General features: G+C 67.9%; 23 protein-coding genes and 1 riboswitch. Of the genes, 15 read left to right on the top strand and 8 right to left on the bottom strand.

Annotated features, from left to right (window positions below; genetic code table 11):
- Positions 1-81: 81 nt before the first annotated feature.
- Both ACEYYA_RS04930 and thiB read right to left on the bottom strand, forming a co-directional pair.
- Positions 82-1,641: a thiamine/thiamine pyrophosphate ABC transporter permease ThiP gene (locus tag ACEYYA_RS04930; protein ID WP_374798205.1), complete on the bottom strand. Its 1,560-nt coding sequence runs from the start codon at positions 1,639-1,641 to the stop codon at positions 82-84.
- Positions 1,617-2,600, bottom strand: a complete 984-nt coding sequence (gene thiB, locus ACEYYA_RS04935; RefSeq protein WP_374798207.1) for a thiamine ABC transporter substrate binding subunit — start codon at positions 2,598-2,600, stop codon at positions 1,617-1,619. Before thiB ends, ACEYYA_RS04930 begins: the two co-directional genes overlap by 25 nt.
- A gap of 35 nt (positions 2,601-2,635) precedes the next feature.
- Positions 2,636-2,738: riboswitch (TPP riboswitch) on the bottom strand.
- A gap of 62 nt (positions 2,739-2,800) precedes the next feature.
- Here thiB and cysK point away from each other — a divergent pair.
- The 8 genes from cysK (at position 2,801) to ACEYYA_RS04975 (ending at position 10,213) form a co-directional block, all read left to right on the top strand.
- A complete protein-coding gene (gene cysK / locus ACEYYA_RS04940) occupies positions 2,801-3,754 on the top strand; it encodes a cysteine synthase A (protein ID WP_374798209.1) in 954 nt (317 codons plus the stop codon).
- A gap of 54 nt (positions 3,755-3,808) precedes the next feature.
- Positions 3,809-4,912: a chorismate synthase gene (gene aroC, locus ACEYYA_RS04945; RefSeq protein ID WP_374798211.1), complete on the top strand. Its 1,104-nt coding sequence runs from the start codon at positions 3,809-3,811 to the stop codon at positions 4,910-4,912.
- Entirely contained in the window at positions 4,909-5,703 is a 795-nt protein-coding gene (locus ACEYYA_RS04950; protein WP_374798213.1) for an FkbM family methyltransferase, read from the top strand. The genes aroC and ACEYYA_RS04950 overlap by 4 nt, the downstream gene beginning before the upstream one ends.
- Positions 5,704-5,962: 259 nt before the next feature.
- On the top strand, positions 5,963-7,711 hold the full coding sequence (thiC, locus tag ACEYYA_RS04955; protein WP_374798215.1) for a phosphomethylpyrimidine synthase ThiC: 1,749 nt from the start codon (positions 5,963-5,965) through the stop codon (positions 7,709-7,711).
- On the top strand, positions 7,708-8,646 hold the full coding sequence (locus ACEYYA_RS04960; RefSeq protein ID WP_374798217.1) for an FAD-dependent oxidoreductase: 939 nt from the start codon (positions 7,708-7,710) through the stop codon (positions 8,644-8,646). Before thiC ends, ACEYYA_RS04960 begins: the two co-directional genes overlap by 4 nt.
- Entirely contained in the window at positions 8,636-8,833 is a 198-nt protein-coding gene (gene thiS / locus ACEYYA_RS04965; RefSeq protein ID WP_374798219.1) for a sulfur carrier protein ThiS, read from the top strand. The genes ACEYYA_RS04960 and thiS overlap by 11 nt, the downstream gene beginning before the upstream one ends.
- 1 nt (position 8,834) lies before the next feature.
- Positions 8,835-9,593, top strand: coding sequence for a thiazole synthase (locus ACEYYA_RS04970; RefSeq protein ID WP_374798221.1), 759 nt, complete (start codon positions 8,835-8,837; stop codon positions 9,591-9,593).
- A complete protein-coding gene (locus ACEYYA_RS04975; protein ID WP_374798223.1) occupies positions 9,593-10,213 on the top strand; it encodes a thiamine phosphate synthase in 621 nt (206 codons plus the stop codon). The genes ACEYYA_RS04970 and ACEYYA_RS04975 overlap by 1 nt, the downstream gene beginning before the upstream one ends.
- Here ACEYYA_RS04975 and thiD read toward each other — a convergent pair.
- Positions 10,189-10,986 (bottom strand): bifunctional hydroxymethylpyrimidine kinase/phosphomethylpyrimidine kinase, encoded by a 798-nt coding sequence (gene thiD, locus ACEYYA_RS04980; RefSeq protein WP_374798622.1) that lies wholly within the window; start codon positions 10,984-10,986, stop codon positions 10,189-10,191. The two genes, ACEYYA_RS04975 and thiD, sit on opposite strands and share 25 nt — an antisense overlap.
- A gap of 153 nt (positions 10,987-11,139) precedes the next feature.
- Between thiD and ACEYYA_RS04985 the strand changes: the two genes are divergently transcribed.
- From ACEYYA_RS04985 to ACEYYA_RS04995, 3 genes are read left to right on the top strand one after another with little or no spacing between them, the layout of a single operon-like run.
- Positions 11,140-11,607 (top strand): TRAP transporter small permease subunit, encoded by a 468-nt coding sequence (locus ACEYYA_RS04985; protein WP_374798225.1) that lies wholly within the window; start codon positions 11,140-11,142, stop codon positions 11,605-11,607.
- The gene (locus ACEYYA_RS04990; protein ID WP_374798227.1) at positions 11,604-12,884 is read left to right on the top strand and encodes a TRAP transporter large permease subunit; all 1,281 of its coding nucleotides are present in this window, start codon (positions 11,604-11,606) and stop codon (positions 12,882-12,884) included. Before ACEYYA_RS04985 ends, ACEYYA_RS04990 begins: the two co-directional genes overlap by 4 nt.
- 29 nt (positions 12,885-12,913) lie before the next feature.
- Entirely contained in the window at positions 12,914-13,888 is a 975-nt protein-coding gene (locus ACEYYA_RS04995; protein WP_374798229.1) for a TRAP transporter substrate-binding protein, read from the top strand.
- Positions 13,889-13,952: 64 nt separating this feature from the next.
- Here the strand turns inward: ACEYYA_RS04995 and ACEYYA_RS05000 are convergent, their stop codons facing one another.
- The 5 genes from ACEYYA_RS05000 to ACEYYA_RS05020 are packed head-to-tail and all read right to left on the bottom strand — an operon-like array spanning position 13,953 to position 17,489.
- Positions 13,953-14,969: a LacI family DNA-binding transcriptional regulator gene (locus ACEYYA_RS05000; RefSeq protein WP_374798231.1), complete on the bottom strand. Its 1,017-nt coding sequence runs from the start codon at positions 14,967-14,969 to the stop codon at positions 13,953-13,955.
- A gap of 51 nt (positions 14,970-15,020) precedes the next feature.
- A complete protein-coding gene (locus ACEYYA_RS05005; protein WP_374798233.1) occupies positions 15,021-15,356 on the bottom strand; it encodes a hypothetical protein in 336 nt (111 codons plus the stop codon).
- Positions 15,353-16,240: an NAD(P)-dependent oxidoreductase gene (locus ACEYYA_RS05010; protein ID WP_374798235.1), complete on the bottom strand. Its 888-nt coding sequence runs from the start codon at positions 16,238-16,240 to the stop codon at positions 15,353-15,355. Before ACEYYA_RS05010 ends, ACEYYA_RS05005 begins: the two co-directional genes overlap by 4 nt.
- Entirely contained in the window at positions 16,237-16,737 is a 501-nt protein-coding gene (locus ACEYYA_RS05015) for a gluconokinase (protein ID WP_374798236.1), read from the bottom strand. The genes ACEYYA_RS05010 and ACEYYA_RS05015 overlap by 4 nt, the downstream gene beginning before the upstream one ends.
- Positions 16,734-17,489 carry an SDR family oxidoreductase gene (locus ACEYYA_RS05020; RefSeq protein WP_374798238.1) on the bottom strand — a complete coding sequence of 252 codons (756 nt, stop codon included), beginning with the start codon at positions 17,487-17,489 and terminating at the stop codon, positions 16,734-16,736. The genes ACEYYA_RS05015 and ACEYYA_RS05020 overlap by 4 nt, the downstream gene beginning before the upstream one ends.
- A 94-nt stretch (positions 17,490-17,583) precedes the next feature.
- Between ACEYYA_RS05020 and ACEYYA_RS05025 the strand changes: the two genes are divergently transcribed.
- The 4 genes from ACEYYA_RS05025 to gndA all read left to right on the top strand — a co-directional run bounded on the left by ACEYYA_RS05025 (position 17,584) and on the right by gndA (position 22,038).
- On the top strand, positions 17,584-18,531 hold the full coding sequence (locus ACEYYA_RS05025) for a 2-hydroxyacid dehydrogenase (RefSeq protein ID WP_374798240.1): 948 nt from the start codon (positions 17,584-17,586) through the stop codon (positions 18,529-18,531).
- A complete protein-coding gene (locus ACEYYA_RS05030) occupies positions 18,531-19,565 on the top strand; it encodes an L-idonate 5-dehydrogenase (RefSeq protein ID WP_374798242.1) in 1,035 nt (344 codons plus the stop codon). The genes ACEYYA_RS05025 and ACEYYA_RS05030 overlap by 1 nt, the downstream gene beginning before the upstream one ends.
- A 182-nt stretch (positions 19,566-19,747) precedes the next feature.
- Complete coding sequence (locus ACEYYA_RS05035; RefSeq protein ID WP_374798244.1) at positions 19,748-20,638, top strand: SMP-30/gluconolactonase/LRE family protein; 891 nt, start codon at positions 19,748-19,750, stop codon at positions 20,636-20,638.
- Positions 20,635-22,038, top strand: coding sequence for an NADP-dependent phosphogluconate dehydrogenase (gndA, locus tag ACEYYA_RS05040; protein WP_374798246.1), 1,404 nt, complete (start codon positions 20,635-20,637; stop codon positions 22,036-22,038). Before ACEYYA_RS05035 ends, gndA begins: the two co-directional genes overlap by 4 nt.
- Positions 22,039-22,096 lie beyond the last annotated feature (58 nt).

The following is a 22,096-nucleotide window of genomic DNA, read 5'->3' on the forward strand; positions in this document are numbered from 1 at the left end:
GAAGGGCGGGCCGACCAACGGATGTGCGGACCCTTTCGGACGGAGGTGACGCTGAAATCCCCTTGCGGCATCAGCAGGTTGTCAAGCGCCATTGGCAAGTCGCCCCCCGCGGTCAAAGGCCCAGAACAGCGCGAAGGCAAGGCAGACCAGCACCACCGCCGCCCCCGCCGCATCGGCCATCCGATAGCCGTTCATCAGCTGATACATGCGCAGCGGCAGCGTCGCCTGATCGGGGTTCGAGAACAAGGCGATCACCCCCAGATCGCCCATTGCAAGTGCCGCCGACAGCCCGCCGGCAAAGCCAAGCGGGCGCGCCAGGCGGGGCAGCACCAGCAGCCGCAGCCGCGCCAGGCCGGTCAGGTTCAGGCTGTCGGCCAGCCGTCCGTAGTCCGCCATCAGCGCCCGCGCAGCCGGGATCAGCGTGCGCAGCGCAAAGGGCAGCGCCATGATCGCGTTCACCCCGACCGTCACCGGCAGGGCCAAGGTCGCGGGCGCGGCGACGGGGCGCAGGATCAGGAACAGGCCGGTGCCCAGCACCAGCGGGCTGGCGACCAGGGGAAGCATCCCGGCGGCCTCAATCCAGCGGCGGCGGCCCTGCGCCAGGGCAAGCGCCAGGATCAGGGCCAGCACTAGCGTCACCCCGGCCGAGGTCAGCGCCATCCAGACCGACCGCCAGGTGGATTCCCACACCGGCGCGGGCAGGCTGGTCAGGCGGGGCAGACCACGCGCGAACACCATGGCGAGCGGCGCCAGCAGGAACCCTGCCGCCGCCGTGATGACCAGTCCGTCGGCGGCGAGGCGCCAGCCCCTCGGCGCGATCAAGCCCGGCGTCAGCGCCCGATCCAACCCCGCGCCAAAGCCCGCCGGGATCGTCACCCGCGCCGAGATGGCAAGCGCGACCAGCGACAGCGCCACCTGGATCAGCCCCAGCGTGGCGGCGCGGCCCATGTCGAAATCGAAACGGAAGGCCTGATAGATCGCCAGTTCGATGGTGCTTGCGCGCGGCCCGCCGCCAAGCGCAAGGGCCACGGTGAATGAGGTCAGGCAGACCAGAAAGATCGCCAGCCAGACCCCCGGCAGGGTGGCGCGCAGCATCGGCAGCTCCAGATGGCGCAGGCTGTCGGCGGGGCGGAAACCAAGGCTGGCGGCAAGCCGGAGCCTTTCCGCCGGGATTGCCTGCCAGCCGTGCAGGATCAGCCGCACCGCCAGGGGAAGGTTGAAGAAGACATGCGCCAGGATCACCCCCTGCGCGCCATAGATCGTCAGCCCCGGCAGGCCAAGCACGGCGAGGGCGCTGTTGACCATGCCATTGCGGCCAAACACCGCGATGAGCCCCATGATCGCCACGATCACCGGCAGGATGAAGGGCGCGCCCAGCAGCGTGACCAGCAGCCCGCGTCCGACAAACCGCCGCCGCGCCAGTGCGCGCGCCACCGGCACCGCCAGCACGACCGAAATCGCCGCCGACAGGGCCGCCTGCCACAGGGTGAAGCGGACCGCCGCCCAGTCACCGGGCCGCAGCCCCGACAGCCCGCCCGCCGCCCAGGCGACGGCGGCCAGCGTGCCCAGAACCGCCACGGCCAAGGCCGCAGCGGTCAGGGCGCCGGGCCAGGGGTTTACTGACCGAAGGCGCGCAGCCATTCGTCCAGCGCCGGTTGCCGCAGGGCCTCGGCCTCGGTTTCCGAATAGAACAGGGTCTTGTCGGGGCGCGGCAGCGCGGCGAAGCCTTCGGGCAGGCTGCCCGGTTCAAAGCGCGCCGGATAGGACCAGTTGGCGGTGGCGATCATCCCCTGAAAATCGTCGGACATGACGTAATCCATGAACTTCTGCCCCAGTTCGGGCTGGTCGCTGGTCGACAGACGCGCGGCCAGTTCGGTCATGAAATAATGCCCTTCGGGGAAGATGGCGGCGGCCTTGGTGTCGTCCTTTTCGGCGATGATGTGATAGGCGGGCGAGGTGGTATAGGACAGGACCATATCGGCCTCGCCCTCGGTGAACAGTCCATAGGATTCCGACCAGCCTTTCGTGACCGTCAGCACCTTGGGGGCCAGCGTGCGCCAGGCGTCTTCGGCTTTTTCGCCATAGACCGCCTTGACCCACAACAGCAGCGCCAGACCCGAGATCGAGCTGCGCGGATCCTGGATCACGATCTTCAGGCTGTCCGGCGCATCCAGCAATTCCTGAAACGATTTCGGTGGGTTGGCCAGTTTCGTCTTGTCATACACAAAGGCCGTTTCCCCCCAGTTGAAGGGCAGGAAGATGTCGTCCTCCCAGTCGATCGGAAGGGTCAGGCGGCTGTTGTCCTGGCCATGCGGGGCAAACAGGCCAAGCGCGCGGGCGCGGGCGGTGACGTCGGTGTTCAGCCCGATCACGGCATCGGCGGCGGTCTTGTCGCCCTCAAGCTGCAAGCGGGGCAGGATGTCGCCGGTGACGAATTGCAGATCACAGCCACAGGTCGCCTCGAACCCCTTTTCGATGGCCGGGCCGGGGCCCCATTCCGAGGTGAAGTAATCGGGCGCATAGACGGTGAAAACGGGGGTTTCCGCCACGGCGGGCATGGCCGAGGCCAGAAAACCCGCCAGCATCAGGGATTTGGTCATCGCATCCTCCAATGGCCGACAGGCGGGGTCAGGGGCGATGAACGCGAGACCTTCCCTCCGCCGGTGCGAACCGGTTCAGGTTCAACGGGTTCGCGCGGATCGCATCTCAGCCCGTGACGGGCACCCCGAGGTGGGTTTACTCTAGCGCCTGTGGCAGTCGCTGCAAGGTGCGTATTTTTTACAAGAAAGAAGGGCAGGTCATGGCGATATTCGACGACAATGCGGCAACGATCGGGCGCACGCCGCTGGTGCGGCTGAACCGGATGACCAAAGGCATGGGCGCGACCGTGCTGGCCAAGATCGAGGGGCGCAACCCCGCCTATTCGGTCAAGTGCCGGATCGGCGCGGCGATGGTCTGGGATGCCGAGGCGCGTGGCGTGCTGGCGCCGGGGCAGGCGATTGTCGAGCCGACCTCGGGCAATACCGGCATCGCTTTGGCGATGGTTGCGGCGGCGCGCGGCTATCCGATCACCCTGACCATGCCCGACACGATGAGCGTCGAGCGGCGGAAGTTGCTGTTGGCTTACGGCGCCAGGCTGGTGCTGACCCCCGGCGCGCAGGGCATGAAGGGCGCGATCGCCAAGGCCGAGGAAATCGCGGCCGAGACCGGCGCAGTGCTGTTGCAGCAGTTCCAGAACCCGGCGAACCCCGCCATTCACGAACGGACCACCGGGCCGGAAATCCTTGAGGATACCGGCGGCAAGGTGGATCTGTTCGTCGCGGGTGTCGGAACCGGCGGCACGATAACCGGCACGTCACGGTTCCTGAAGGGCAAGGGCGTGCCGGTGCATGTCGTCGCCGTCGAACCCGAGGCCAGCCCGGTTCTGACCCAAGCGCGCGCCGGTCAGCCGATCCAGCCCGGGCCGCACAAGATCCAGGGCATCGGCGCGGGTTTCGTGCCGGGCGTGCTGGACATGGGCCTGATCGACGAGATCCAGCAGGTCAGCAATGACGACGCCATCGCCACCGCCCTGCGGCTGGCGCGTGAGGAAGGCATTCTGTGCGGCATTTCCTGTGGCGCGGCGGCGGCCGTGGCCTTGCGGCTGGCGGCGATGCCGGATCACGCGGGCAAGACCATCGTCGTGGTGCTGCCGGATTCGGGCGAACGCTATCTGTCCTCGGCGCTGTTCGAGGGGCAGTTCGACGGCGTGTAAAGCGGTGGCAATCCCGCCGCGCTTTGCGTAATCCCGAGCCAAAGGAGTGCCGCGATGAGCCTGAATAGCTTTGGTCATGTGTTTCGGGTGACGACCTGGGGGGAAAGCCACGGCCCGGCCCTTGGGGCGACGGTCGATGGCTGCCCGCCCGGCGTCGCGCTGGATGAGGCGATGATCCAGCCGTTTCTGGATGCGCGGCGGCCCGGCCAGTCCTCGGTCACCACGCAGCGGCAAGAACCTGATCAGGTGCGCATCCTGTCGGGCGTGTTCGAGGGGCGCACCACCGGCACGCCGATCCAGTTGATGATCGAGAATACCGACCAGCGGTCCAGGGATTACGGCGCGATTGCGCAGGCCTTCCGGCCCGGCCATGCCGACATCACCTATCACCAGAAATACGGCTTCCGCGATTATCGCGGCGGTGGCCGGTCCAGCGCGCGGGAAACGGCGGCGCGGGTGGCGGCGGGCGGTGTGGCGCGGGCGGTGCTGGGCGATCTGGTGCCGGGGTTGCGGATCATCGGCTACATGATCCAGATGGGCGACCGTCACATTGACCGCAGCCGCTTTGACGCCGATCAGATCGCGCGCAACGATTTCTTCATCCCCGATGCGGGCGCGGTGGCCGACTGGACCGATTACCTGCACGCCATCCGCAAGGCCCATAACAGCGTCGGCGCCGCGATCGAGGTGGTGATCGCCGGTTGCCCGCCCGGCCTTGGCGCGCCGATCTATGGCAAGCTGGACACCGACCTTGCCGCCGCGATGATGTCGATCAACGCCGTCAAGGGCGTCGAGATCGGCGAGGGCATGGCCGCCGCCGCGCTGACCGGCACCGAAAACGCCGATGAGATCGTGATGGGGCCGGACGGGCCGCAATTCCTGTCGAACCATGCGGGCGGCATTCTGGGCGGCATCTCGACCGGGCAGGACATCGTGGTGCGGTTCTCGGTCAAGCCGACCAGTTCCATCCTGACGCCGCGCCGGTCGATCAATGCGGCGGGCGAGGCGGTCGAGATCGTGACCAAGGGCCGCCACGACCCCTGCGTGGGCATCCGCGCGGTGCCGGTGGCCGAGGCGATGGCGGCCTGCGTCGTGCTGGATCACCTGCTGCTGGACCGCGCCCAGACTGGCGGGGTGCGGGGGCGGATCGGCGGATGACGACCGACAGCCAGCCCCCGCGCCGCGTCTGGGGCATGGGGCCGATTGCCGATTTCATCGACCGTCACGGCCTGCGCGCCCGTTTTGACGCGCTTGGGCCGGACAAGGTGGCCGATGTGCCCTATGGCGGGCGTGTGCTGCGCTTTCACATTCCCGATGCGATGACCGACAAGATGCAGATCCCGGCGCTGATGGGCCGCCTGCACGAGGCGCCCTTGCTGGAACGCTTTGCCGGGCTGGCCGCGCCTGGCGGCGTGGTGCTTGATCTGGGGGCCAATCACGGCAGTCACACGGTGTTTTTCGCCGCGATCATGGGCGCGCGGCGTGTTCATGCGTTCGAGCCGCAGCCCCGCATGGCCGTCATCCTGCGCAAGACGGTCGCGCTGAACGGGCTGAGCAATGTGGTCGTCCATCAGGCTGCCGTGGGGGCCAGGGCTGGCCATGTGCGACTGGCGCAGTCGAATGCCGAGAACACCGGCATGGCCAGCTTTCGTCCCGATCCGGGTGGCGATGTGGCGATGGTGGCCATCGACCAGGTGGTGACCGACGCCCCCGTCACGGCGATCAAGATCGATATCGAGGGGATGCAGATGCCCGCCCTGCGCGGCATGGTGCGCACCCTGCGCCGCGACCGCCCGGTGCTGTGGCTGGAGCTGCGCCCCGCCAAGGGCGAGGTCGAGGCCCCGACCGCCTGGCTGGCGCGGCTTGGCTATCAGCCCATCCAGGTGGGCTTCCGCGACTTTTTCTTTCTGCCGACCGGCGTTTCGGGCGGCCCGGAACCGGGTGCTTGACCCCCGACCGGCTTTGCCCCTAACCTGTCCCCACGTCAGGGGAGTCCCGCCAAGGGGACTGAGAGGCAGACGGGAACCGCATGGTTCCGGCGACGCGACCCTTTGAACCTGAACCAGTTGATGCTGGCGTAGGAAGACCGAAGGGCAGTCCCCCCACATCATATCGGGGTGGTCCTTTCGGGCCATCTGGCCCTGTGCGCGGGGTCATGGCCCGCAATCCGCGTCCCGCATCCGCTTGCCCCGGCAAGAGGAGGCCGCCTTGAAAGACACCATCCCCGCCATCACCACCGGGCCGCTACCGGCCTCGACCAAGGTTTATCTGCCGGGCGAATTGCACCCGGTCCGGGTGCCGCTGCGTCAGATTGCCGTGACCGGCGAGTCGCCACTGGGGGTCTATGACAGTTCCGGCCCCTATACCGATCCGGCGGCGCGGATCGACATTGCGCGCGGACTGGATCCGGTGCGGCTGGACTGGGCGCAGGCGCGCGGCGATGTGGCGGGCTATGATGGGCGCGCCGTCACCGCCGCCGACAACGGCTTTGCCAGCGGCGACCGGCTAACCCCCGCCTTTCCCACCCGCCGCCGCCCGCTGCGCGCCGTGGGCGACCGCGCCGTCACGCAACTGGCCTATGCCCGCCAAGGCATCATCACCCCGGAAATGGAATTCGCGGCCATCCGTGAGAATGAGGGGCGCACCGACGGCGATCTTGTCACGCCCGATTTCGTGCGCGCCGAAATCGCGGCGGGCCGCGCCATCATCCCGGCCAACATCAACCACCCCGAGTTGGAGCCGATGGTCATCGGCCGCAACTTCAAGGTCAAGATCAACGCCAATATCGGCAATTCCGCCGTCACCTCACGCATGGAGGATGAGGTGGAAAAGCTGGTTTGGGCGATCCGCTGGGGCGCCGACACGGTGATGGACCTGTCGACCGGGCGCAACATCCACAACATCCGCGACTGGATCATCCGCAACGCGCCGGTGCCGATCGGCACGGTGCCGCTGTATCAGGCGCTGGAAAAGGTCGGCGGCGTGGCCGAGGGTCTGACCTGGGAGATCTTCCGCGACACGTTGATCGAACAGGCCGAACAGGGGGTCGATTACTTCACCATCCACGCGGGCGTGCGCCTGCACATGATCCCGATGACGGCGGCGCGCGTCACCGGCATCGTGTCGCGCGGCGGCAGCATCATGGCGAAGTGGTGCCTGCACCACCACCGCGAGAGCTTTCTGTATGACCACTTCGCCGAGATCTGCGACATCATGCGCGCCTATGACGTCAGCTTCAGCCTGGGCGACGGGCTGCGCCCCGGCAGCATTGCCGATGCCAATGACGCCGCGCAATTCGCTGAACTGCACACCTTGGGCGAGCTGACGAAAATCGCCTGGGCGCGCGATTGTCAGGTGATGATCGAGGGGCCGGGCCATGTGCCGATGCACAAGATCAAGGCCAACATGGATGAGCAGCAAAAGCACTGCCATGACGCGCCGTTCTATACGCTCGGGCCGCTGACCACCGACATCGCGCCGGGCTATGACCACATCACCAGTGCCATTGGCGCGGCGATGATCGGTTGGTTCGGCACCGCGATGCTGTGCTATGTCACGCCCAAGGAGCATCTGGGCCTGCCCGACCGCGATGACGTCAAGACCGGCGTCATCACCTACAAGATCGCCGCCCATGCCGCCGATCTGGCCAAGGGGCATCCGGGCGCGCAGGCCCGCGATGACGCGCTGTCGCGGGCGCGGTTCGATTTCCGCTGGCAGGACCAGTTCAACCTTGGCCTTGATCCCGAAACCGCGCGCGCCATGCATGACGAAACCATGCCGGCCGAGGCGCACAAGGTCGCGCATTTCTGTTCGATGTGCGGGCCGAAGTTCTGTTCGATGCGCATCTCGCACGACATCCGGGCCGAGGCCGCGCGTCAGCAGGGAATGGCCGACATGGCCGACCGCTTCCGTCAGACGGGTGAGCTGTATCTGCCGGTTGAGGGGGATCAGCCATGATCACCGTGCTGGGGGCCGGGGTCGCGGGCCTCTGCGCCGCCACCGCCCTGGCCGAGGCGGGCCACCGGCTGCGGGTGGTGCAGCCCGCCGGGGTCGCGCCCGTCTCGTTGCTGGCGGGCGGCATGATCGCGCCCTGGTGCGAGGGTGAGACCGCCCCCGCCGCCGTCACCGACCGGGGCCGCGCCGCGCTGGATTGGTGGCGCGCGCGCGCCGCCAGCTTTCAGGGGCGCGGCACACTGGTCATCGCCCCTGCCCGCGACGGGGCCGAGCTTGACCGCTTTGCCCGCGACACCACCGGCCACCACTGGGTCGATCCAGGTGATCTGGAGCCGGCCCTGGCCGGGCGCTTTGCCCGCGCCCTGTTCTTCGCGGAGGAGGGGCACCTTGACCCCGCCGAGGCGCTGGACGGGCTGCGCGCCGGGCTGGCCGCGCGCGGCGTGGGCTTTCTGGATCACCTGCCCGATGATGCGACCACGGTGATCGACTGCCGGGGTCTGGCGGCGCGCGACATGCTGCCTGATCTGCGGGCGGTGCGCGGCGAAACCGCGCTGGTGGACGCGCCCGATGTGGGGCTGACCCGCACCGTGCGGCTGCTGCATCCGCGCTTTCCCTGCTACATCGTGCCGCGCGGGCAGGGCCGGTTCCTGATTGGCGCGACGATGGTGGAAAGCGACGATGACGGCCCGATCACCGCCCGCGCCGTGGTGGAACTGCTGTCGGCCGCCTATACGGTCGACCCGGCCTTTGGTCAGGCCCGGCTGATCGCCAAGGCGGCGGGGCTGCGGCCCGCCTTTCCCGACAACCTGCCTGCGCTGCGCCATGAAGGGGGGCGCATCCATGTGAATGGCATGTATCGCCACGGCTTTCTGATGGCGCCGGTGCTGGCCGCCGATCTGGTCGCTGCGCTGCACAAGGGGATTGCCTATGCGCATTGAACTGAACGGCCATAGCGTGACGACAAAGGCCGCCGATCTGGCGGCGCTGCTGCTGGAACAGGGCTTTGACGCGCCCTCGGTCGCCACCGCGCTGGATGGCGATTTCGTGCCGCGCAACGCCCGCGCCGCCGCCCGTCTGTACGATGGCGCGCGGGTCGAGGTGCTGGCGCCGATGCAGGGGGGCTGACATGTTCTATGGCTTCACCCCGTCCAGCCGGTTGCTGCTGGGCACTGCGCAATACCCCTCGCCCGCGGTGCTGTCGCAGGCGATCGCGGAATCGGGCGCGCAGATCATCACCGTCTCGCTGCGCCGCGAAGGCGCGGGCGGGGCCGGCTTCCGCGATCTGCTCGCCGCCACCGGCTGCCGCATCCTGCCCAACACCGCCGGTTGCCACACCGTGCGCGAGGCCGTCACAACGGCCCAGATGGCGCGCGAGGTGTTCGGCACCCCGTGGATCAAACTTGAGGTGATCGGCCATGCCGACACGCTGCAACCAGACCCCTTCGCCCTGGTCGAGGCGGCGCGCATCCTGTGCGCCGACGGCTTTCAGGTCTTTCCCTATACGACCGAGGATCTGATCGTCGCCGAGCGTCTTGTGCAGGCCGGATGCAAGGTGCTGATGCCCTGGGGCGCGCCGATCGGGTCGGGTCAGGGGCTGCGGCATGTGCAGGCCCTGCGCAGCCTGCGGGCGCACCTGCCTGGCGTGACCATGGTGATCGACGCGGGGATCGGTGCGCCCAGCCAGGCGGCGCAGGCGCTGGAACTGGGGTTCGATGCGGTGCTGCTGAATACGGCGGTGGCGCGGGCGAAAGACCCGGTGGCGATGGCGCGGGCCTTTGGCCTGGCCGTCGCGGCGGGCGATCTGGCGCGGCAGGCGGGGCTGATCGGGGCGCGCGACATGGCGGTGGCCTCGACCCCGGTGCTGGGCCTGGCGGATCTGGGCTGATGCGGCTGGACCCGTTCTATCTGATCGTCAGCGACGCCGCCGCGCTTGAGGCCTTGGTGCCGCGCGGGGTGCGTCTGGTGCAGTTGCGCGTCAAGGGCGCCGACCCCGCCGACCTGCGCGCCCAGGCGATCCGCGCCCGCGATTGCTGCGCCCGCCACGGCGCGCAACTGGTGCTGAATGACGATTGGCGGCTGGCGCTGGATCTGCGCATCGACGCCGTGCATCTGGGGCAAGAGGATATGCAGGACGCCGATTTTCCCGCGCTGCGTCGTGCGGGCGTCCGCTTTGGCCTGTCCACCCATGACGAGGATGAGCTGGCCCGCGCCCTGGCCCTGTGCCCGGCCTATGTCGCCTTGGGGCCGATCTATCCGACACTGCTGAAGCAGATGCCTTGGGCGCCGCAGGGGCTGGATCGGCTGGCCGATTGGCGGCGGCGGATCGGTGATCTGCCGCTTGTCGCCATCGGCGGGCTGGTGCCCGACCGGCTGCCCGGCGTCTTTGCGGCGGGGGCCGATGCGGCGGCGGTGGTGACCGACATCCAGCAGGCCGCCGACCCGGCCCGGCGCTGCGACGACTGGATCGCGGCAACCCGTCGCTATGTCAGCAGCCCGGCAAAGTGATGGGTCGGGCCGCGCCCGTTGCCCACATCCAGCGCATCCGCCCCGGCAATGGCAACGGCAACATGGGCCTTGGCCCGCGCCGCCGCCTGCGCCAGCGGCAGGCCCCGCCCCAGATGCGTGGCAAGCGCCGATGACAGGGTGCAGCCGGTGCCATGGGTGTGGCGCGTGGGATGGCGCGCGCCGTCCAGGCGGGTGACGCTGCCATCCGCCCCCACCAGCAGATCGGTGCAATCGCTGCCCGGCAGATGCCCGCCCTTCATCAGCACGGCCGCTAGCCCCAGCCCGGTCAGCGCCCGGCCCTGCGCCGCCATCTGATCCACATCACGCGCCGGATCGGTGCCCAGCAGGGCGGCGGCCTCGGGCACGTTGGGGGTCAGCAGGGCGACCTGCGGAAACAGCCCGCGCAGCGCCGCCACCGCGTCATCCGCCAACAGCCGGTCGCCGCTGGTCGCCACCATCACCGGGTCCAGCACGATGGGCGCCGCCAGTCCCCTCAGCGCGCGCGCCACCGCCTGTGCGATCGGTGCCGATCCCAGCATTCCGATCTTGACCGCATCAATGCGAATGTCGTCGCGGATCGCCGCGATCTGATCGGCCACCAGCCCCGGATCGACCAGGCTGACCGCGCGCACGCCCTGCGTATTCTGCACCGTCAGCGCGGTGATCGCGGCCATCGCATAGCCGCCATTGGCCGAGATCGCCTTGATATCCGCCTGAATCCCCGCCCCACCCGACGGGTCCGACCCGGCAATCGCCAGAATATTCGCAATCATCGCCATCCCCCAGCCCTCTTACCCCCGAACCGCAGCCTAGCCCATCCCGCGGCACTGCGACAGAGAAGCGCCTTGACTCGGGCATTGTTATCGATACCATTCACCGATGTTAAGGTCGTGCAGGTGAAACGGGGGAGGGGCCGGATGCACCAGATGGCAAGACGTTTCTGGGCAGTCATCGATGGCGTGATCGCGCTGCTCTTGGCGGCGATGATCGTGCTGGTCTTTGCCAATGTCGTGCTGCGCTATGGGTTTTCCTCGGGGATCCGGCAGTCGGTCGAGCTGGCGCGGCTGTGGTTTGTCTGGGTGGTGATGCTGGGCGCGGCGGTGGTGCTGCGCCGGGGCGAACACCTGGCCCTGGCCGAGTTTTCCGAAAAGCTGATGCCGCGCGCTGTGCCGTGGCTGCGGCGGCTGTGCTGGACCGTGGTGATCGTCGCGGTGGGGATGCTGTTCATCGGGGCGCTGAACCAGACGCGGGCGAACTGGGCCAATATCTCGCCGCTGACGGGGCTGCCCTCGGCGCTGTTTTACCTGGCCGGGGTGGTGTCGGCGGTGCTGATGGGCGTGATCGCGGTGGTGCGGCTGATCTGGCCGATGGCCGTGGAGGGGCAGACGCCATGACCCTGATCCTGTTCCTGGGCGTCCTGTTCATCGCCATCCTGGCCGGGTTGCCGGTGGCGTTCGCGCTGCTGTTGTCGGCCATGGTGTTGATGCTGCACATGGGCATGTTCAGCGCCGACATTCTGGCGCAGGGGCTGATCAACGGCGTCGACAGCTTTCCCCTGCTGGCCATCCCGTTCTTTCTGGTTGCCGGTGAGGTCATGGCCAAGGGCGGCCTGTCCGAACGCATCGTCCGGCTGGCGATGTCGCTGGTCGGGCATCGGCGCGGCGGGTTGGGCTATGTCGCCGTCATCACCTCGATCGTGCTGGCGGGGCTGTCGGGATCGGCGGTGGCGGACGCAGCCGCGCTCGTCTCGATCCTTTATCCGATGATGCGGGCGGCGGGCTATCCGGCCGGGCGCAGCCTTGGGCTGCTGGCCTCGGGCGGGATCATCGCGCCGATCATTCCGCCGTCCCTGCCGCTGATCCTGATCGGCGTGGCGGGCAACATCTCGATTGCCAAGCTGTTCATGGCGGGGATCGTGCCGGGCCTGATCATGGGCCTGACGCTGATGACCGTCTGGCAGATCCTGATGCGGCGCGAGGAAATCGCTGTCTTGCCCCGTGCCAGCGGGGCCGAGCGGTGGGCGGCCTTCAAGGACGGCATCTGGGCGCTGCTGCTGCCGATGATCATCATCGGCGGCATCCGCAGCGGCGCCTTCACCCCGACCGAGGCCGCCGTAGTCGCCGCCGTCTATGCCATCACCGTGTCGGCGCTGGTCTATCGCAGCCTGACCTGGGCGATGCTGGTTCAGGTGCTGGTTGCCGCCGGTCGCGCCACCGCCATGGTGATGTTCCTGGTCGGTGCCGCGATGGTCGCCGCCTGGCTGATCACCGTCGCGCAATTGCCGCAGCAACTGGCGCAGATGCTGGCACCCTTAATCGACAGCCCGCGCCTTCTGATGCTGGTCATCATGCTGATCGTGTTGGCGGTTGGCATGGTCATGGACCTGTCGCCCACCGTGCTGATCCTGGTGCCGCTGTTCATGCCGGTGGTCAAGATGGCGGGGATCGACCCAGTCTATTTCGGGCTGATGTTCGTGCTGAACTGTTCCATCGGCCTGCTGACGCCGCCGGTCGGCACCGTGCTGAACGTCGTCTGCGGCGTCGGCAAGGTTCAGATGAGCGAGGCGGTGCGCGGCGTCGCCCCGTTCCTGCTGGCCTACACGCTGCTGCTGGGCCTGTTCATCGCTTTTCCGCAAATCATCACCGTGCCGGCACGTCTGCTGGGCGGCTGAGGCATCCACGTCATCCAAGGGGGGACCACATGACCATTCTGAAATCCATCGGCCTGTCGGCGGCTTTCGCGGCGTTCGCGCTGACCGCGCAGGCGCAGACCACGCTGAAGCTGGCCCATGCCGCGCCGGAAACCGACCTGCAACAGGATCTGTCGCTGTTCTTCAAGGAACAGGTCGAGGCGCGCACCAACGGGTCGGTCACCGTGACGATCTTTCCGCAGGGCCAGCTGGGCAATGATCAGGCGATGATCGACGGCGTGCGGTCGGGCATTATCGACATCGCCATGTCGGGGTTGAACAACTTTACCGGCCTGGTCCCCGATGCCGGCGCGTTCGAGCTGCCCTTCATGTTCCCCAGCCGTGATCTGGCCTATCAGGTGCTGGACGGCGAGGTCGGCCAGGGCGTGTCGGCGCAGTTCACGCAGCATGGCATGAAGGTGCTGGGCTATCCCGAAAACGGCTATCGCAACATGACCAACAACCGCGGTCCGATCCGGGTGCCGGATGACGTCAAGGGTCTGAACATGCGGGTCAACAACTCGAAGGCGCTGAACGACATGTTCGCGGCTTTGGGCGCCAACCCCACGCAGCTTCCGGTGGCCGAGCTTTACACCGCGCTGGAAACCGGCGTCGTCGATGCGCAGGATCACCCGATCGGCATCGTCGTGTCGTTCAAGTTCAACGAGGTGCAGAAATACCTCAGCCTGACGCAGCACGCCTATTCGGCGCTGGCGCTGGTGATGAATGACGCCAAGTTCAACGGCCTCAGCGCCGAGGAGCAGAAGGTCATCACCGAGGTCGCCGCCGAAGCCGTATCCATGCAGCGCAAGCTGTCGCAGGAAAAAGAGGCCGGCATGATCGAGGCGCTGACCGCCGAGGGGATGCAGGTCAACACCGATGTCGATGCCGCTGCCTTCCAGACTGCCGTCAAACCGGTCTGGGATGGGTTCATCGCGCAGAATGGCGATGCGGTGGTCAAGGCGATTGAAGCCGTGCAGCCCTAAGGCTGGGCGCAGGATCACAGGGGGGGCGGGCGACCGCCCCCTTTCGCTATCCGGCCCGCTTCTGCTATCCGGTCGAGGGGCGGATCAGCAGTTCCGGGTCGATGGCGATGCGCGCCGGGCCGGTCTGTTCGCCGTCCAGGATCGACAGGATCAGTTCCGCCGCGCGCTCACCGATCTGGCGCGGGAACGGGTTGATCGTGGTCAGCGGCGGCACGGCGATGCCCGCAATCTCGTAATCGCCGAAACCGGCGATGGCGATCTGGCCGGGCACGTCGATGCCCCGCCGCTGGCATTCGGTCAGCGCGCCAAAGGCCGACAGGTCGGACACGCAGATGACCGCCTGCGTATCGGGCAGATCGGTCAGCAGCCGCGCCATGGCATCGGCCCCTTCGCGCATGGAAATCGGCGGGGTGCCGGCGGCGATCAGGCGGCTGGCGTCCAGCCCGCGCGTTTGCATCGCGGCGATGAAGCCCGCGCGGCGGTCGCTGCCACGGGTGTCGCGGTCGGCATCACCGCCGATAAAGGCGATGCGGTGCAGCTCGCGCGCGATCAGGTGATCGACCAATGCGCGCACCGCTTGGGCATTGGAAAAACCGACGACATGGCCGATGGGCTGGGCGGGCAGATCCCAGGTCTCGATCACCGGGATCGCGGCCTTGTCCAGCAGGTGCCGCGTGCGGTCGGTATGCCGCCCGCCGGTGACGACAATCGCCTCGGGGCGGCGGCGCAAAAGCTGTTCGACCAGCCGTTCTTCCTCGGCAATGTCGTAATCGGTCGACCCCAGCAGGATCTGCAAGCCGCGCGCCTTCAGCCCGTCCGACAGGCCGCGCACCGTATCGGCAAAGTTAGCGTTGTTGATCGAGGGGATGGTGACGGCGACGAAGTCGGTGCGCTGCGACCGCAGGCTGGATGCCGTGCTGTCAAAGACATAGCCCAGCTCGTCGGCCGCCTTCAGGATCGCGCTGCGCGTGGCATCACTGACCGAGGCGTCGCGCTTGAACGCCCGGCTGACGGTCATCGGCGACACCCCCGCAAGACGGGCGACGTCGGCCATGATCGGGGCTTTGCGGGGCGTGCTCATGGGAATGTGGTAAAGGCCCGCCGCCGCGAAATCCAGCCCCGCCCGCAGGCGTCAGGTCAGATCGTAGTCGTGCGCGATGGTGACATGGTGGTGGATCCGCCCGGTAAAGAACCGCGCCAGCACCGCATCGGTGGCAGCCTTCGCCTCGGCGCGCTGCGGGCTGGCAAGCGCCGCATCGACCGTCGCCAGATCGGGATAGCTGATCGCCAGGATCATCGGGATCTCGGGCGCGCCTTCATCACGCATTTCGGCAAAGGTGACGCGCACCGACAGGGCGCCGGGGAAGGCCTTCCACTTGGGCAGGATCTCGTCCAGCACCGCCTGACGAAAGGCGGCGTCCTGGCCGGGGTGAACCTGGCCTTCAAACAGGGCAAAGCGGGTGATCATGCGGACAGATCCTTTCGCGGTCCGGTGAAATATTCCATCAGGGCCGCCTGATCCTCGCCGCCCAGGCCGGCGGCGGTCAGCATCCGGTGGACCTCGGCGCAGGTCGCGGTCAGCGGCATGGCGGTGTGGGTCAGCCGCGCCAGATCCTGCGCGCCGTTCAGATCCTTGACCATGTTGTCGATGCGCCCGGTGCGGCGGTAATCGCGCGCCGCAAAGCGCGGCATGTATTCCTGAAGGATGGCGCTGTCGGCACGCCCGCCGCGCAGCGCCTGCGGGATGCGGGTCACGTCAACGCCCGCCGCCTCGGCCAGGGCGGTCGCCTCGGCCACGGCCAGAAAGTTCAGGCCGCACAGCACCTGATTGATCAGCTTGGTGGTCTGCCCGGCCCCCGGCCCGCCCATCCGTGTCTGGTTCGAGGCGACCCTGGCCAGCACCGCCTGCGCCTGCGCAACCGCCTGTTCATCGCCGCCCTGCATCAGCGTCAGTTCACCCGTGGCGGCCTTGGGGATGCCACCCGACAGCGGGCTGTCGATCCAGTGCAGGCCACGTTCCGCCGCATCCGCCGCCAGGGCGCGGGTCGATTCCGGGTCGATCGAGGACATGTCGATCACCAGCGTGCCGGGCGCGGCGCCGTCGGCCACGCCATCCGGACCGAACACCGCCGCCCGCACGATCCGCGCCGCGTTCAGCGACAGGATCACCGCCTGCGCGCCCTTGGCCGCCTGCGCCGCCGATGCCGCCGCCGTGGCCCCCTTGGCCACCAAGGCGGCCAACCGTTCGGCATCCAGGTCGAACACGGTCAGCGCGGTGCCGGTCGCCAAAAGCCGCGCGCCGATGGCGCCGCCCATGGCGCCCGCACCGATCAGGGCAACGGTCTGGGTCATGGCATGTCTCCCTTCAGGGCGTTCAGGATTTTGTCGATCATCGCCGCCGGGGGCTGGTCGATGTCGACGGTGATCGCGGCCTCATCCTCGGTCGGGGCCTCCAGCGTGGCGAACTGGCTGTCCAGCAGGGTCAGCGGCATATAGTGCCCGCTGCGTGCCGCCATCCGCGCGGCGATGATGTCGCGGCTGCCCGTCAGATGCACGAACCGAACCGGCCCGCCCGCGCCCGCGCGGATGCGGTCGCGATAGGCGCGCCGCAGCGCCGAGCAGCCGATGATGACCGGCGCATCCGCCGCCAGCACCGCCGCCACCCGGTCCAGCCAGGGCCAGCGGTCGTCATCGGTCAGCGCGATCCCGGCGCGCATCTTGTCCACGTTTTCAATGGGATGCAGGTCGTCGCCATCGACATAGGGAACCGCCAGCCGCGCCGACAGCCCGGCGCCGATGCTGGATTTGCCGCAGCCCGACACCCCCATGATGACGATCCGGGCGGTCATAGCGAAGCCGTGATCCCGCCGTCGACGAAAAGCACATGGCCATTGACGAAACTGGCCGCGTCGGATGACAGGAACACGCAGGCGCCCTGCAATTCCTCGACCTTGCCCCAGCGTCCGGCAGGGGTGCGCTTTTCCAGCCATGCCGAAAACGTGGGGTCAGCGACCAGTGCAGCGTTCAACGGCGTATCGAAATAGCCCGGCGCAATGGCGTTGACGTTCAGCCCGTGCCTGGCCCAATCCGTCGCCATGCCCTTGGTCAGGTTGCCGACCGCGCCCTTGGTGGCCGTATAGGGCGCGATTCCGGGGCGCGCCAAGGCGGTTTGCACGCTGGCAATGTTGATGATCTTGCCGCGCCCGCGCCCGATCATGTGCCGCGCGACCGCCTGGCCGACATGGAACACGCTGGCGATATTGGTTTGCAGCAGGCGTTCAAAGGCATCCGCCGGGAAATCCTCAAGCGGGGCGCGGTGCTGCATGCCGGCATTGTTCACCAAGATGTCGATGGGCTGGCCCGCGCCCTCATGGGCGTCGATGGCGGTGCGCACGGCGTCATGATCGGTCGCGTCAAAGGCCAGCATGTCAGCCCCCGGCAGCCGCGCGGCGGCCTGTTCCAGCTTGGCCCGGTCGCGCCCGTTCAGCACCACCTGCGCCCCCGCCGCCGCCAGCCCCTGCGCCAGGGCGAAACCGATGCCCTGCGACGACCCGGTGATCAGTGCCCGCCTGCCGGTCAGATCGAACATCCTCATCGCCATCCCCCGCGTTGAAAACCCCATGGACAAGGGCCGTTACCCATGGTTATGTTATCGATAACAAGCCGTCAAGCCCGAGTCAGCGTCAGAGGCACCCATGACCAAACCGCATATCCTGCAAGTCGGTCCCTATCCCGAATGGGATCAAGGTCCGCTGGACCAGGCCTTTTATTGCCACAAGCTGTTTCAGGCCACCGACCGCGCCGCCTTTCTGGCTGAACATGGGCCGAAGGTGCGCGGCATTGCCACGCGCGGCGAATTGGGGGCGGATGCGGCGATGATCGCGGCTTGCCCCAATCTGGAAATCGTCAGCGTCTATGGCGTGGGCTTTGACGCGGTGGATCTGGCGGCCTGCAAGGCGCGCGGCATCCGGGTGACCAACACGCCGGACGTGCTGACCAATGACGTGGCCGATCTGGGCGTGGCGATGATGCTGGTGCAGTCGCGCGGCATGATCGGGGCCGAAACCTGGGTGCGCGACGGTTCCTGGGCGGCCAAGGGCCTGTATCCGCTGCAACGCCGGGTCTGGGGCCGCCGCGCCGGGGTGCTGGGCCTGGGCCGCATCGGCTTCGAGGTCGCCAAGCGTCTGGCCGGTTTCGACATGCAGATCGCCTATTCCGAGACCGCGCCCAAGGATTACGCGACGGATTGGGATTTCATCGCTGACCCTGTTGCGCTGGCCGAACGGTCGGACTTTCTGTTCGTCACGCTGGCGGCCTCGGCGGCCACGCGGCATATCGTCGGCGCGCAGGTCATCGACGCGCTTGGCCCCGAGGGGATGCTGATCAATATCAGCCGCGCCTCGAATATCGATGAGGCCGCGCTGCTGGATGCGCTGGAAAGCGGTCGGCTGGGATCCGCCGCGCTGGACGTGTTCGAGGGCGAGCCGCGCCTGAACCCGCGCTTCCTGGACCTGCCCAACGTGCTGCTGCAACCCCACCACGCCAGCGGCACGGTGGAAACGCGCAAGGCCATGGGCAAGCTGGTCCGCGACAACCTGACCGCGCATTTCGCCGGTCAGCCGCTGCCGACGCCGGTGCTGTGATGAAAGCCATCGTCATTCATGCCGCCCGCGATCTGCGCATCGAGGACCGCCCGGACGAGGCCCCCGGCCCCGGCCAGATCGCCCTGCGACTGGCCACCGGCGGGGTCTGCGGGTCGGATCTGCATTACTACAACCACGGCGGCTTCGGCGCCGTCCGCCTGCGCGAACCGATGATCCTGGGGCATGAGGTGTCGGCCTATGTCACCGCACTGGGCGCCGGCGTGACCGGCTTTCAGCCCGGCCAACTGGTTGCGGTGTCGCCCAGCCGCCCCTGCGGGGGCTGCGACTATTGCCATCAGGGTCTGCCGAACCACTGCCTGAACATGCGGTTTTACGGCAGCGCCATGCCGTTTCCGCATATTCAGGGCGCGTTCCGCGAAACGCTGGTGGCCGATGCCAGCCAATGCGTCGATGCGACCGGGCTGACCCCCGCCGAGGCCGCCATGGCCGAGCCTCTCGCCGTCACCCTGCACGCCACCATGCGCGCGGGCACGATGCTGGGCAAGCGGGTGCTGGTGACCGGCTGCGGGCCGATCGGGGTGCTGTCGATCCTGGCGGCCCGCCGCGCCGGTGCGGCGGAAATCGTCGCCACCGACCTGTCGGATTTCACCTTGTCGCTGGCGGTCAAGGCGGGCGCGGATCGGGTGATCAACACCGGCACCGACCCCGATGCGCTGGCCACCTATGCAGCGGGCAAGGGCACGTTCGACGTGCTTTATGAATGCACCGGCGTGGCGGCCGCGCTCTCATCCGGCATCGCGGCGATGCGCCCGCGCGGGGTGATCCTGCAGCTGGGGCTGGGCGGCGACATGAGCCTTCCGATGATGGCGATCACCGCAAAGGAACTGGACCTGCGCGGCAGCTTCCGCTTTCACCCCGAATTCGCCACCGGCGTCGGGCTGATGCAGAAGCGGCTGATCGACGTGCGCGCGCTGATCACCCACTCGGTGCCGCTGGCCGATGCCGAAACCGCGTTCCGGCTGGCGTCCGACCGCAGCCAGGCGATGAAGGCGCAGATCGTCTTTTCAGACTGACCCATCGGGGCTGGCCGTCGTGCCAATGGCGGCCAGTGCCGCCCGCGCCCCATCACCCCCTTGCCGCTCAGTCGCCGGGTTGCGAAACTGCTGTCCGGGCCTGTCGCCGCCATGACCTGATCCTTTCGGTTTGACGCTTGCCTGTGGTATCGATAACAACGGCCAACCATCGGGGGCGCGCAATGTCATTCTTTCAGGTCCATGATCCGGTGTTTCAGACCTATGTGCTGGGCCATGCGCCGGTCAAACGGCTGGCCACCGGCTTTGACTGGGTGGAGGGCCCGGTCTGGTTCGGGGATCACGGCTGCCTGCTGTTTTCCGACATCCCCAACAACCGCATCCTGCGCTGGTCGCCCGATGGCGTGACCACGTTCCGCGCGCCGTCGAACTTTGCCAATGGCAACACCCGCGACCGTCAGGGGCGGCTGGTGACCTGCGAGCACGGCACCCGCCGGGTGACGCGCACCGAATGGGATGGAAGCATCACCGTCATCGCCGACAACTTTCAGGGCAAGCGCCTGAACAGCCCCAATGACGTGATCGTGGCGCGCGATGGCGCGATCTGGTTCAGCGATCCGCATTACGGGATCATGACCGATTACGAAGGTTTCAAGGCCGAACAGGAACTGCCCTGCGCGGTCTATCGCGTCGCGTCCGATGGCGGCATTGACGCGATGATCACCGACATGCAATGCCCCAACGGCCTCGCCTTCAGCCCTGATGAGACGCGGCTTTATGTGGCCGATACGGGCCGCATGTTCAGCAACGACCCGCAGCACATCCGCGTCTATGACATGGTGGAGGGCCGACCGGTGAATGGCCGCCTGTTCCACACGATCAACCCCGGTTGCGCCGATGGCTTCCGCCTGGATGAGGACGGCAACCTGTGGTCGTCGGCCGCCGATGGTGTGCATTGCCTGGCCCCGGACGGGCGGCTTCTGGGCCGCATCCTGGTGCCGGAACTGGTGTCGAACCTGTGCTTTGGCGGACCGGCCCGCAACCGGCTGTTCATGACCGCCACCACCAGCATCTATTCCGTGATCCTGAACCGACGAGGCAGCCAATGGCGATGACGAAACCGAACACCGGGCTGATCGGCCTGGGCACGATGGGGGCCGCACTGGCGCTGAACATCGCCGAAAAGGGCTTTCCGATTGCCGTCTGGAACCGCACCGGCAGCGTCACCGACGCCTTTGTCGCCGGGGCGGGCGATCTGGCGGATCGCATCGTGCCGACGCAGACGCTGGCCGATCTGGTTGCCGCCATTGCGCCGCCGCGCGCGATCATCCTGATGGTGCCGGCGGGGCAGCCCGTCGATGACCAACTGGCGGCACTAAGCCCGCTGCTGGGGGCCGACGATCTGGTGATCGACGCGGGGAACGCCAATTTCCACGACACCAACCGGCGTCAGGCGGCGGGGCTGCCGTTCCGCTTTCTGGGGCTTGGCGTCTCGGGCGGCGAAGAGGGCGCGCGCCACGGCCCGGCGATCATGGCGGGCGGCGACGCCACCGATTTCAACCGCATCGCCCCGGTCTTGCGCGCCATCGCCGCCCGCGCCGAGGACGGCACCCCCTGCGCCGACCATATGGGGCCTGCGGGGGCCGGGCATTTCGTCAAGGCCGTGCACAACGGCATCGAATATGCCGACATGCAGATGATCGCCGAGATCTACGGCGTCATGCGCGACGGCATGGCCATGCAGGCGTCTGACATCGGCCAGACCTTCGCGCAGTGGAACACCGGCACGCTGCGGTCCTATCTGATCGAGATTTCCGGCCATGTCGCCTTGGCGCGCGACCCGCTGGCGGGTGGGCCGCTGCTGGACATGATCGTCGATGCGGCGGGGCAAAAGGGCACCGGCCGCTGGACCGCGATTGAGGCGCAGAACCTGGCCGCGCCGATCCCGGTGATCGAGGCGGCGGTGATGGCGCGCAACGTCTCGGCCCGCCGGGATGAGCGCGCGGCGGGTCAGGCTCTGTATGGCGCGGCGCCGCAGCCGCTGGACGGGCAGATCAGCGTGACCGATCTGGAACAGGCGCTGATCGCGGGCAAGATCCTGTGCTATGCGCAGGGTTTTGCGATGATGACGGCGGCGGGGCAGGCCTTTGGCTGGGCGCTGGACATGCCGGCCATCGCGCGGGTCTGGCGCGCGGGTTGCATCATCCGTTCCGCGATGTTGAACGACATGGCTGCCGCGTTGACCGAAGATCCGGCACGCAACCTGATGCTGGCGCCGTTCTTTGCCGACCACCTGTGCCGGTGCGTGCCCGCCCTGCGCCGGGTGGTGGCGACCGGGGCGCTGAACGGGCTGGCGGTTCCGGCTTTGGCCTCGGGTCTGGCGTGGTTCGACATGATGCGCACCGCGCGCGGCACGGCGAACATGATCCAGGGGCAGCGCGACTTCTTTGGCCTGCACGGCTTTCTGCGGCTGGACGGCGCGGATCACCCGCATGGGCCGTGGGCCAAGGCCTGATCACGCCGTCTGGCCGGGCACCTGCCGGGTCGGGATCACCGTTGCGGCCACGGCCCTG

The sequence above is a fragment of the Paracoccus zhouxuedongae genome (genome assembly GCF_041927815.1).
Taxonomy (GTDB): Bacteria; Pseudomonadota; Alphaproteobacteria; order Rhodobacterales; family Rhodobacteraceae; genus Paracoccus.